Source organism: Mannheimia sp., assembly GCF_056854775.1.
The window spans coordinates 1-11,677 of sequence record NZ_JBXGGI010000058.1; the positions used below are offsets into that span (position 1 = coordinate 1).

11 protein-coding genes and 1 other RNA gene are annotated in these 11,677 nt (G+C 38.8%); all 12 read left to right on the forward strand.

Features of this window, described 5'->3' with window-relative positions:
- The first annotated feature begins 364 nt into the window (after positions 1-364).
- Entirely contained in the window at positions 365-1,759 is a 1,395-nt protein-coding gene (locus tag ACJHV0_RS04460) for a YdgA family protein (RefSeq protein ID WP_483133492.1), read from the forward strand.
- Positions 1,760-1,879: 120 nt separating this feature from the next.
- Complete coding sequence (gene polA, locus ACJHV0_RS04465) at positions 1,880-4,735, forward strand: DNA polymerase I (protein ID WP_483133493.1); 2,856 nt, start codon at positions 1,880-1,882, stop codon at positions 4,733-4,735.
- 120 nt (positions 4,736-4,855) lie between these two features.
- On the forward strand, positions 4,856-5,497 hold the full coding sequence (gene lolA / locus ACJHV0_RS04470) for an outer membrane lipoprotein periplasmic chaperone LolA (protein ID WP_483133494.1): 642 nt from the start codon (positions 4,856-4,858) through the stop codon (positions 5,495-5,497).
- A gap of 108 nt (positions 5,498-5,605) precedes the next feature.
- The gene (gene trpR, locus ACJHV0_RS04475; protein WP_025236091.1) at positions 5,606-5,914 is read left to right on the forward strand and encodes a trp operon repressor; all 309 of its coding nucleotides are present in this window, start codon (positions 5,606-5,608) and stop codon (positions 5,912-5,914) included.
- Entirely contained in the window at positions 5,915-6,688 is a 774-nt protein-coding gene (mtgA, locus tag ACJHV0_RS04480; RefSeq protein ID WP_334239482.1) for a monofunctional biosynthetic peptidoglycan transglycosylase, read from the forward strand.
- 15 nt (positions 6,689-6,703) lie between these two features.
- On the forward strand, positions 6,704-7,429 hold the full coding sequence (nfsA, locus tag ACJHV0_RS04485; protein ID WP_483133495.1) for an oxygen-insensitive NADPH nitroreductase: 726 nt from the start codon (positions 6,704-6,706) through the stop codon (positions 7,427-7,429).
- On the forward strand, positions 7,426-8,340 hold the full coding sequence (locus tag ACJHV0_RS04490) for an ATP-grasp domain-containing protein (protein WP_483133496.1): 915 nt from the start codon (positions 7,426-7,428) through the stop codon (positions 8,338-8,340). The genes nfsA and ACJHV0_RS04490 overlap by 4 nt, the downstream gene beginning before the upstream one ends.
- A gap of 141 nt (positions 8,341-8,481) precedes the next feature.
- Complete coding sequence (gene rplY, locus ACJHV0_RS04495; protein ID WP_025236087.1) at positions 8,482-8,769, forward strand: 50S ribosomal protein L25; 288 nt, start codon at positions 8,482-8,484, stop codon at positions 8,767-8,769.
- A 122-nt stretch (positions 8,770-8,891) separates the two neighbouring features.
- Positions 8,892-9,271: RNase P RNA component class A (gene rnpB / locus ACJHV0_RS04500), an RNA gene on the forward strand.
- 57 nt (positions 9,272-9,328) lie between these two features.
- Complete coding sequence (locus ACJHV0_RS04505) at positions 9,329-9,970, forward strand: DUF1007 family protein (RefSeq protein WP_283385974.1); 642 nt, start codon at positions 9,329-9,331, stop codon at positions 9,968-9,970.
- Positions 9,961-10,974: a nickel/cobalt transporter gene (locus ACJHV0_RS04510; protein ID WP_483133497.1), complete on the forward strand. Its 1,014-nt coding sequence runs from the start codon at positions 9,961-9,963 to the stop codon at positions 10,972-10,974. The genes ACJHV0_RS04505 and ACJHV0_RS04510 overlap by 10 nt, the downstream gene beginning before the upstream one ends.
- A gap of 103 nt (positions 10,975-11,077) precedes the next feature.
- The coding region (locus ACJHV0_RS04515) for an alanine:cation symporter family protein (protein WP_483133498.1) at positions 11,078-11,677 on the forward strand (600 nt) is incomplete at its 3' end.

Below are 11,677 nucleotides of genomic sequence, written 5' to 3' on the forward strand. Positions count from 1 at the left end.
GTTGAGCAGGTTGTGCTGGTTGAGCAGGTTGTACTGGTGATACCTGTTTATTATCAGTAGTGTTGCTATTGCTACCACTGCTACCACAAGCCACTAAACCAAGAGCCATTAAAATGGTTAATGCAACATTTGTTTTTTTCATATCGAACCTCGTTAAGTTAGAAATAACCACTTAAATTGTATGCTTTTTATCTTAATAATCAAGCGAGTTTTATTAATTTACGCTATTTTGTTAAGTTCAGCGATATAAGTCATTTCTTATTTATGGTAAACTCAATTACGATATATCTAAACTTGTAAAATGATATGTCGGTAAATAACAAGCGGTCATTTTTTTAATATTTTTTACAGATAAAGGAAAATTATGAAATTAAGCAAAATTGCTCTTTCAGTCGTAGCGGTAATTGGTGTATCTGTAGTTGGCGGTAGCTGGTATACGGGCAAACAAGTTGAAGAAAAATATCAAGCATTAGTCGTTCAAGCCAATAACCAACTTAAGCAACTAAGTGGCGAGTTTGGAGCAAATATTGAGCTCAAAGATGTGCAAATTGATCGCCATTTCTTTAGTTCTGATGCGAAATATCGTTTAGAAGTGGATCTTGGCGATGGTAAAAAATTAGATTTTATCGGTAATGATAAACTTCATCATGGTCCGTTACCGCTTAATCGTTTAGCGAAGTTTAATTTTGCTCCTGTAATGATGAGTATGGAAAATAGCCTTCAAGGACCAGAGATATTTAAAAAATTTGTCGGTGAACAAATTGGTTCGGGGGTGGCTAATATTAGCTATTCTGGAGATACAAAAGGATATTTTGATTTCTCGCCAATTAAATATAGCGATGAAACAGGCACTATTGAAACAACTCCTGTCAAAGTGCAATATAGTTACGACCAAAAATTAAAAGGCATTGATAGCACTGTTGAGCTAGAGAGTTTTAAAATAAAAGCAGAAGAACTTGATTTGCAAATTCAAGGTATAGCTTATGATGTTCAAACTGAAAGTAATGAAAGTTATCCTAATTTAACTTTTGGCAAAGGAAGTGGAAAAATCAACTCTATTGAGTTTAAGTCTAAAGATGGCAAATTATCTCAAATTAAAGATATTGTGGTTAAAGGCGATAACCTGTTAAAAGGCGAGCGTGTGATTTCGACAGGAGATTTAGAGGCGGCTTCTTTCAACATTGAAGGTGTTGAACTGGGTAAATTAAAAATGGATATGGCATACGATTTAGATGCTAAATTAACCAATGATATTACGCCTTTATTATCTAGTCCTGAAGGATTTGAAGATGAACTTTTAATGCAGTTGTTGGCAAAATCGGTGAAGTTCCATATTAATAACTTCTCACTTGAAAATAGCAAAGGTAAATTTAATTTAGCTTTATTATTGAATATGGCTCAATTTGATCCACAAAATATGAGCAATATGCAAGAGGTATTAAAAGCTCTTTCAAGTAGTAAATTTACTTCAAATATTAACCGTGAATATGCAGAAGATATTATTCGCCAAATCTCGATGGTTACAGAGAAATTGAGCGAAGAAGAAGCCAAAGCGTTTGCCAAACAACAAGTTGATGCCGCTTTTCTTAATGCAGGAGTTGAACAGTACGGATTAAGAAAAGTAGATGAAAACAATGTGAAGATTGAATTATCGGTTGAAAATGAGAAATTAATCTTAAATGGTCGTGAATTAACTGAAGATGAAATCCAAATGGCGTTATTTGTGATTATGATGGGAGCCGGCTCATTCGGTCAATAATCGTAAATATCAGATAGAAAGCGTATTTTAGCTATGGCTGAAATACGCTTTTTTTATCCCTTTCTTTCACTATTCTTGTATAATAACGCCAATATTTATTTGATTTTCAAGAGATTTTTTATGGCAACTATCGCAAAAAATCCACTGGTGCTAGTGGATGGTTCTTCTTACTTATATCGAGCATTTCACGCATTTCCTCCGCTAACGAATCGCAATGGCGAGCCGACAGGGGCGATGTATGGTGTTTTGAATATGTTAAAAAGCTTGATTTCACAAGTAAACCCAAGCCACATTGCGGTAGTGTTTGATGCGAAGGGCAAAACCTTCCGTGATGAGCTGTTTGAGCAATATAAATCTCACCGCCCACCAATGCCGGACGAGTTACGAGCTCAAATTCAACCACTACACGCTATCATTAAAGCCTTAGGTATTCCGCTGATCTCCATTGAAGGGGTAGAAGCGGACGATGTGATCGGCACCCTTGCCGTGCAAGCTGCCAAAGATGGCAAAGACGTGTTAATCAGCACAGGCGATAAAGATATGGCACAACTGGTGAACGATCACATTATGTTGATAAATACGATGAACAACACTTTGCTTGACCGTGAAGGCGTCATCGAAAAATACGGCATTCCGCCCGAGTTGATTATCGATTTCTTAGCCCTAATGGGCGATTCCGCCGATAATATTCCGGGTGTAAAAGGTGTGGGTGAAAAAACGGCGTTAGCCTTATTACAAGGGATTGGTTCCCTTAAACAGATTTATGAAAATTTAGATCAGATTGCGACACTTTCGTTTCGTGGGGCAAAAAACTTTGCCCCGAAATTAGAGGCAGAAAAAGCCAATGCGGATTTATCCTACCTGCTCGCCACCATCAAAACTGATGTGGAATTAGACGTTACCCACGATCAACTTTTAACCCAAGCACAAAATCGTGCAGAGCTTGCTACATTATTTGAGCATTATGAATTTAAGCGTTGGTTAAATGAAGTAAATAACAATGCGAATCCTGTTACACAAACTCCAGCTGAAAAAGTGCCGAATAATTACCAAGCAACGCAAGCGGTTAAAAATGAGGAAAATTTTGCAGATCCTATTGCTATTGACCGTAGCAAATATGAAACGGTGGACACGGAAGCAAAATTAGCGGCTTGGATTGAAACGCTCATTTCAGCTAATATCATTGCGGTAGATACCGAAACGGATAGTTTAGATTCTATGTCAGCCAATTTGGTGGGAATTTCCTTTGCCCTTGAAAATGGCGAGGCTTGCTATATTCCACTTGGGCATAAGCAAAAAGCCCTGCCACAACAAGCGGATATGTTTGGCGATGATGAAGCAGAAACCGAAATCGCAGACGAATTGGTAAAAAATCAGCTAAATTTGACCGCTTGTTTAACCCAACTCAAGCCGATTTTAGAGAATAGTGCCATTAAAAAAATCGGGCAGAACATTAAATATGATTTAACTATTTTTGCTAACTACGGCATTGAGTTACAAGGCGTTGAGTTTGATACGATGATCGAATCTTACACGCTAAACAGCACAGGTCGTCATAATATGGACGACTTAGCTTACCGTTATTTAGGGCATAAAACCATTCCGTTTGAAGAGTTAGCAGGTAAAGGCAAAAATCAGCTTACTTTTGATAAAATTGAGATCGCTAAAGCGGCAGAATATGCCGCCGAAGATGCCGACGTAACGATGAAACTGCACCAAGTGCTATGGCAGAAATTATCACAAGAGCCTGAATTGGTAAAACTCTTTAACGAAATCGAAATGCCATTGGTTAGCGTGCTTTCTCGCATTGAACGCAATGGCGTATTGATTGACCCTAAGAAATTATTAACGCAATCGGCTGAAATTGAAAAACGCTTAAGTGAAGTTGAGCAGTTAGTTCATACCGAAGCAGGGCAGGTGTTTAACCTTGCTTCAACCAAGCAGTTACAAGAAATTCTGTTTGATAAATTAGGCTTACCGGTGCTGAAGAAAACCCCGAAAGGAGCTCCTTCGACTAACGAGGAGGTGCTAGATGAATTGGCTCAACAAGGCCATCTTGTGCCAAAATTATTAATGGAGCATCGTGGCTTAAGTAAGTTGAAATCTACTTACACAGACAAATTACCTCAGTTGATTAATGCAAAAACAGGGCGAGTGCACACCTCTTACAATCAAGCAGTAACGGCGACAGGGCGGCTTTCGTCAAGTGATCCGAATTTACAAAACATTCCGATCCGAAACGAAGAAGGCAGACGTATTCGCCAAGCCTTTGTGGCAAGAGAAGGCTATAAAATTGTAGCAGCCGACTATTCCCAAATTGAGCTACGCATTATGGCTCACTTGGCGAATGACGAAGGAATGATTAAAGCCTTTGCTGAAGGTAAAGATATTCACCGAGCAACGGCAGCAGAAATTTTTGGTGTGGCATTAGATGAGGTAACGAGCGAGCAACGCCGCAGTGCGAAGGCTATCAACTTCGGGCTGATTTATGGAATGTCGTCATTCGGGCTTTCAAACCAATTGGGGATTGGGCGATCTGAAGCCCAAAAATATATGGATCTCTACTTCCAACGTTACCCGGCAGTACAGCAGTTTATGACGGATATTCGTGAAGTTGCCGCAGAAAAAGGCTATGTAGAAACTTTATTCGGTCGTCGTTTATATTTACCTGATATTAAATCAAGCAATGCTATTTTGCGTAAAGCCGCAGAACGAGTGGCAATTAATGCACCAATGCAAGGCACAGCGGCGGATATTATCAAAGTTGCGATGATTGGCATTGATAAAGCTATTCACGGCGATGATGAAATCAAAATGATTATGCAAGTACACGATGAATTGGTGTTTGAAGTGAAAGCCGATAAAATTGAGCATTACAACCAGCTAATCAAAGCAGAAATGGAAAAAGCCATTTCGCTTAAAGTGCCATTAATTGCTGAAGTTGGCATTGGTGATAATTGGGACGAGGCTCATTAATCTAACGCTATACAATTATCCCTTTTTAATGTATTGTTGTAGTAGTTCGTTAATGTGAAACTTTTCAAAATTTCATTGTCAAAGAAGAACAAATCTTCTTTGATAAATAAGGAAATATAGATGAAAACATTATTCAAAAAATCAGTATTCAGTTTAGCTTTATTAGGTTTAGCCGGCACAGCATTTGCTGATGCACAATCGGTAGCGGAATTACAACGCCGTTTAGAGCAAGTGAGCCAATATAGTGCGGATTTTGACCAAACGGTCCGTTCAAGCAAAGGGAAAGAGATCCAAAAAGGGCAGGGTAAATTCCAAGTAAAACGCCCGAATTTATTTAGAATGGATACAAAATCGCCACAAGAAAATTTAATTGTTTCTGACGGTAAAGATCTATGGTTTTACGACCCATTTGTTTCACAAGTAACGGTAAATACAGTGCAAGATGCAGTGAACAATACGCCGTTTGTGCTTTTAACCAGCAGTGATAAAAACCATTGGGAACAATATGACGTAACTCAAAATGCCGATACGTTCGTATTAAAACCAAAATCGAAAAAAAGTAATTTAAAGCAGTTTGATGTGCGTATTGACCAAAGCGGTTTATTAAAAGGTTTCAGCACTATTGAGCGTGATGGGCAGAGCAATCTCTATGTGTTGCGTAACATTACCACAGGCGGTGTTTCAAATGACTTATTCAAATTCAGTGTACCGAAAGGGGCTGAGTTAGATGATCAACGTGGTGGCAAGAAATCGAAAAAATAAGGTAATACAAGCGGTCTTTTTTAGTAAATTTTTTACACAAATGCTTGCGTTTGAGCGTAACGAGTAAAATACGACCGCTTGTATATTCTTGTATATTAAGGAATATCAATGAAAACGCTTTATAATCAACGAGATCCAAAAGAGTGGGAGCAATTTTTAGTTTTGCTTAAACAAGCCGTTGCTGAAGATAGATTGGAGCTCTTTTTCTCGATGTTTTTGACCGCCGATGAGAGAGAATCTTTGGGGTTGCGAGTTCAAATTGTGCAAGCTTTATTAAAAGCTGAAGATTCACAACGTGAAATTCAGCAAAATTTGAATACCAGTGCAGCAACTATTACGCGTGGCTCAAATATGCTCAAAACACTAGACCCGGATTTCTTGCAATGGGTAAATAGTAAACTTAACGGTATGAAGTAAATGGCAAAGTATAAGAACCGTTTTCTAAGCTCTCTTTTGAAGAAAATAGGGCTTTTTTTTATTCCTCGAAAAATAAGATCAAAAGCGGGTTGGCTTTGGTTTGGTTTTAGCCGCTTATTTTCTTTTTTCGGGAGTTTTTTCTTAATAGGAACGTTGCTTTTTTCTGTGTTACCCGTGCCGTATTCGGCTTATATGATTCAGAAAAAAGTGGAAAATATGTTACAAGGAAAAACCTATAACATCAAAAAAGATTGGGTAAGCCTTGATGAAATTTCTTGGCAGATGCAGATGGCGGTGATTGCGTCTGAAGATCAGAAATTTGAAAGCCATTTTGGTTTAGATCTTACTGCGATTGAAACTGCCTTAAAGTTGAATGCAAAATCCGGCAAAGTGCGTGGAGGTTCAACTATTTCACAACAAACAGTTAAAAACCTGTTTTTATGGCACGGACAAAGCTGGGTAAGAAAGGGGATTGAAGCTCCGCTGACTGTGTTAGTGGAATATGTTTGGACAAAGCCTCGCATTTTAGAAGTTTATTTGAATATTGCGGAATTTGGGCACGGTATTTTTGGCGTTGAAGCCGCGGCTCAACATTTTTTCAAGAAATCGGCAAAAAATTTGAATTTGCAAGAGGCTGCATTATTAGCTGCTTCCTTACCTAATCCAAATATATTTAAAGTAGATAAGCCCGGACCAACTATGCGAAAACGCCAAGCGTGGATTATGCGACAAGTAAACCAACTTGAGGGAAAAAGTTATTTAGACAAACTTTAGGTGGAAAGAATAAAGATGACAACACAAAGCAAAGCAACACTTGAAACGATTTTATCTCATCGTTCGATTCGTAAATTTACCGAACAACCAATTTCAGAAGAGGTATTTCAGACCTTAATTAATGCGGGAAAAGCGGCTTCAAGCTCTAACCATTTACAATGCGTAAGCGTTATCCGTGTAACGGATAAACAAATTCGTGAAACCTTAAAAGCCGTTTCTGGTATGCAATATGTGGTAGATTGTGCAGAGTTTTTGGTGTTCTGCATTGATTTTAATAAACACAAACAGCTTGTGCCGGAATCGCAATTGGAATGGGCGGAAGTGTCTATTATTGGAGCGGTTGATACGGGAATTTTTGCTCAAAATGTACTGTTAGCAGCAGAGTCTTTAGGGTTAGGTGGCGTTTATATTGGTGCATTGCGTAATGATATTAAACGTGTATCCGAAGCATTAAATTTGCCTGAATACTGTGTACCATTAGTCGGAATGTGTTTGGGTTATCCTGCACAAGATCCTGATTTAAAACCTCGTTTACCAAACACTTTGATTTGTCATACTAATCAGTATCAGCCTTTTGATGAGGTAGAATTTGTAAAATATAACGAAAATTTGACCGCTTACTACCAAGCGAGAATTGGCGAACCTCAGCAATGGCAAGTCGCAATTCATAAAACCTTAGATAAACCCGTTCGTCCACATATTCTGCCGTTTTTTAATCAGAAGGGATTATTGAAAAAATGAGATGGCTAATGCTATGCCGTGAGCCTCGCTTATATAGCTGCAAGCGAATTCGAGAAGCCTGTGTAGAAAGAGGGATCGAGTTGGATATTTTAGATCCTAACAGAATGTTACTTTCTCTAAATAATGGAAAATTTGAGATTTTTTACCAAGAAGGAGAAAATTACGATAAACATCGCTCTGAACCTGTTTTATTGAAGGATTACGATGGTATTTTGCCTCGTTTTGGTACAAGTAGTACGGAAATGGGCTGTGCTGTGCTACGCCATTTTGAAGCGAAAGGCATTCCTGTTTTGAATCACTCTGAAGCATTTGCTTTAGCCCGAAACAAATGGCGATCGTTGCAAAAATTATCCGAACATACTTTACCTATACCACATACCAATTTTGCAGGGAATTTAGTTTCGGTTAAATCGCAATTAAATCATTTCACTTTTCCGCTTATTGCCAAAGTACTGAATGGTTCGCAAGGCAATGGGGTAATGTTGTTTGAAAATGAACGAAATACGGAAGCTGTGCTATCAACCTTTAGACAAGTCGAAGAACCTTATCTATGCCAACACTTTTTGAGTGAAGCAAAAGGACAAGACATTCGTGCTTTTGTGGTTGGGGATAAAGTAGTTTCTGCAATGAGTAGAAATAATTCGGCAGAAGATTTTCGATCCAATCTTCATCAAGGTGGAATTGCTCAATGTATTGAATTAACCAAAGAGGAAATCGTATTAGCAATTAAAGCAACCAAAGCGATAGGGCTTGATGTTGCAGGCGTGGATTTTTTGCGGGCAGACAATGGGACAGTTATTTTAGAAGTCAATGCAAGTCCGGGCTTTGAAGGCATTGAGCAAGTGAATGAAGTCAATATTGCGAGAGAAATAGTGAACTATTTTATAGAGAAAATCCGCAAATTATCTTAATTTACGTTGCATTTCTCGCCAATTTCAGTAAAATACGCACTCGGCATATCTCTTGGTATGCCGAAGTTTTTTAACAAACAGCTGGGTCGCCTGCTGTTTTTCTATTAACGGGATAATCCCAATATTTAAGAGAATAAAACAATGTCATTCAAATTTGAAGCTGAAGTTCGTTCAACGCAAGGTAAGGGTGCGAGCCGCCGCCTGCGTCATAATGGTCAAGTTCCTGCAATCATCTACGGTGGTAGTGCAGAACCTGTATCAATCATCTTAAACCACGATGATGTAAACAACGCACAAGTACACGATGCGTTCTACAACGAAGTTTTAACTATCGTTGTTGCGGGTAAAGAAGAGCAAGTTAAAGTACAAGCAATTCAACGCCACCCAACTAAACCAAAACTAGTTCACTTAGACTTCAAACGTGCGTAATCGCTCGTTAGTGAATTAAATAAAAGGATTAAGTTTTTGAAACTTAATCCTTTTTTGCATTTCTAATAGAGTACAAGCGGTTAAATTTTTGCAAAATTTTGCAAATCTGCTATACTAAGTCCTGAGTTGGTTAGACAATCGCTGGTTTATTGAAGCCTCTAAATTCGTGAAAACGAGAACTGGGGGACAAGTAAACGAGAGGAAAGTCCGAGCTACACAGGGCAGAGTGCCGGATAACGTCCGGGGGGCGTGAGCCTACGACCAGTGCAACAGAGAGCAGACCGCCTGTTTCGGCAGGTAAGGGTGAAAGGGTGTGGTAAGAGCACACCGTGCCGGTGGTAACATTCGGCAGCAGGGTAAACTCCACTCGTAGCAAGACCAAATAGGAACTCAATCGGTTGCCCGCCGAGAGTTCGGGTAGGTTGCTTGAGCGTATGTGTAAATATACGCCTAGAGGAATGATTGTCCACGACAGAACTCGGCTTATCGACCGACTCACCAAATTTCTGAAAGCGAACAGGGCAACTTGTTCGCTTTTTATTTTTTACAGTGAATGGATATGAAATTATTAAAATCGTTTATTATTGCATTATCTACGTTATGTTCTAGTTATGCGTTTTCTCACCCGCATTCGTTTGTCGATCTAAAAAATAAAGTGATTGTAGACGGCACAATGTTGAAATCATTCCAAATGGAATGGATGCTTGATGAAATTGCCTCTTCTGAATTGATTTATGAGATGAATAATAGTGCGGATAAAGAGAAAACTCGTAAAGATATTACCGCAGAAATGGTACAGTCCGCCCTGCAAAACCATTATTTCAGCGTGTTATACGATAGTAAAAATCAGCCGATAAAATTTACCACTCAACCGACAGATACGCGTTTTGAAATCAAAAATAATCGAGTAGTGTTTTATATTACCTTTCATTTAAGTCAGCCTTATGACTTGAAACAAAATAAGGCAAGATTTTCGACTTATGAACCAAGTTACTATATTGCAATGGAATATAACCGTGCTAATGAGATTAGTATTAGTAATACCGGCTGTAAAGTTGCATTAGTACAGCCACAGGTGGATAGCAAATTACGTTTATATGCTTCAAGCCTAGATAAAACTCAGTCGCCGGATATGCTAAATAATGAAGATTATTCATTAGGGGCACAATTTGCACAAAAAGTGGAGATTGTATGCGATTGAAGTCAAAACAATGGGGAATACTAGCGGTCGGATTTCTCACATTTTTTGCACTTTATCAACTTTATCCGATTTTGCTATTTAAAGTGATGGAGTGGCAAAAGGTATTTAATTCGGCTCTTTCCGGCTCGTTAAACGCATTGAGCGATAATCAGACCAAAGCGGGGCTTACTTTAGTTTTTATCAGCTTTTTATATGGCGTATTTCACGCTGTAGGTCCCGGGCACGGGAAGTTTATTCTCACGAGCTATCTTTCTCTTGAAAAAACGAAGCTCAATCAGGCAATGAAAATTACTTTCGCCTCAGCTTTAGTGCAAGGATTAGTGGCGGTTTTGCTCGTTACTGTGATTGTGGTTATTTTTACACTTTCTCGCCAATATTTTAATTTAACTTTGAAATGGGTAGAGCGTGCTAGCTTCGCCATTATGATTTTGCTTGGGCTTTATTGGTGCTATCAGGTTTTCAAAGAGACAAAGAAAGTGAGCAAACCTAAAATTAAATCAATTCGGTTCTCTCAACAAGTGGCACAACAAACCATTGTGCAAAAAACTCCACAAAAACGACCGCTTGTTCAGCATAATCACCACGTTCACGATGAACACTGTGGCTGTGGACATAAACATTTACCCACCTCAAATGAAATGCAGAAAGCTAGAGATTGGAAAACACAGCTAATGCTGATTTTGAGTATTGGTGCGAGACCTTGCTCTGGGGCAATTTTAGTCTTATTCCTCTCTTATACCTTAGATCTTTACTTTTGGGGCGTAATTTCAGCCTTAGTAATGGCAATCGGAACAGGTTTTACCTTAAGCTTATTTGCTTATTTAGTGATTGTGGCAAGGAATAAAGCGGTTAAAGTGAGTGGCTGGTATTTTTCCGCTCAAATGAATAAAAATGCGGTTCGATTATTCAAATTTGGTTTGGGGATAGCATTGATTTTATTGGGAACTACGCTGGTTCATAGTAGCTTTATTGATACCGGTACCGGTATTTTATTTAGACGTTAATTGAATACCGATTAAAAATTGTTATATAAAGTATCAAAAAAACTGTTTAAAAAAGTGAAATCGGTTAAACTAACTCGTTTTTATTTTAATTTAAGAGGTCTTTATGGATTCTATTATTTTATTCTTTGAAGGTATTCTCACTTGGGTCGTCAATACGATTGATGCTCCACTTTGGGATATTACTATTATTCTATTACTAGGTGCAGGTCTGTTTTTTACTATTACCACAGGTTTTGTTCAGCTTCGTCTTTTCCCTCAAAGTTTGCGTGAAATGTGGGGTGGTCGTTCTGCTTCAGGTCAATCTCTCACGCCATTCCAAGCTTTTACGACGGGTTTAGCAAGTCGTGTTGGGGTGGGTAACATCGGTGGGGTAGCAACTGCTATTGCATTAGGTGGACCAGGAGCAGTTTTCTGGATGTGGGTAACCGCATTAATGGGTATGAGCTCTGCGTTTGCTGAGTCCTCTCTTGCTCAGTTATATAAAACCAAAGATCCGAACGGAATGTTTCGTGGTGGACCGGCTTACTACATTACTCGTGGTTTAAAACTTCCTTCATTAGCCATTGCGTTTGCGGTAACCCTAATCTTTACCTTTGGTTTTGCCTTCAATGCGGTGCAATCAAATTCTATTGTAGAAGCAACTAAAAATGCGTGGGATTGGAATCCGGTTTATGTCGGTGTTACCTTAGTAGTGATTACCGGA

Excerpts from the sequence above, each read along its gene's own strand:
- ACJHV0_RS04460 (WP_483133492.1), top strand. The coding sequence starts at position 365 with ATGAAATTAAGCAAAATTGCTCTTTCAGTCGTAGCGGTAATTGGTGTA.
- polA (WP_483133493.1), top strand. The coding sequence starts at position 1,880 with ATGGCAACTATCGCAAAAAATCCACTGGTGCTAGTGGATGGTTCTTCT.
- lolA (WP_483133494.1), top strand. The coding sequence starts at position 4,856 with ATGAAAACATTATTCAAAAAATCAGTATTCAGTTTAGCTTTATTAGGT.
- trpR (WP_025236091.1), top strand. The coding sequence starts at position 5,606 with ATGAAAACGCTTTATAATCAACGAGATCCAAAAGAGTGGGAGCAATTT.
- mtgA (WP_334239482.1), top strand. The coding sequence starts at position 5,915 with ATGGCAAAGTATAAGAACCGTTTTCTAAGCTCTCTTTTGAAGAAAATA.
- nfsA (WP_483133495.1), top strand. The coding sequence starts at position 6,704 with ATGACAACACAAAGCAAAGCAACACTTGAAACGATTTTATCTCATCGT.
- ACJHV0_RS04490 (WP_483133496.1), top strand. The coding sequence starts at position 7,426 with ATGAGATGGCTAATGCTATGCCGTGAGCCTCGCTTATATAGCTGCAAG.
- rplY (WP_025236087.1), top strand. The coding sequence starts at position 8,482 with ATGTCATTCAAATTTGAAGCTGAAGTTCGTTCAACGCAAGGTAAGGGT.
- ACJHV0_RS04505 (WP_283385974.1), top strand. The coding sequence starts at position 9,329 with ATGAAATTATTAAAATCGTTTATTATTGCATTATCTACGTTATGTTCT.
- ACJHV0_RS04510 (WP_483133497.1), top strand. The coding sequence starts at position 9,961 with ATGCGATTGAAGTCAAAACAATGGGGAATACTAGCGGTCGGATTTCTC.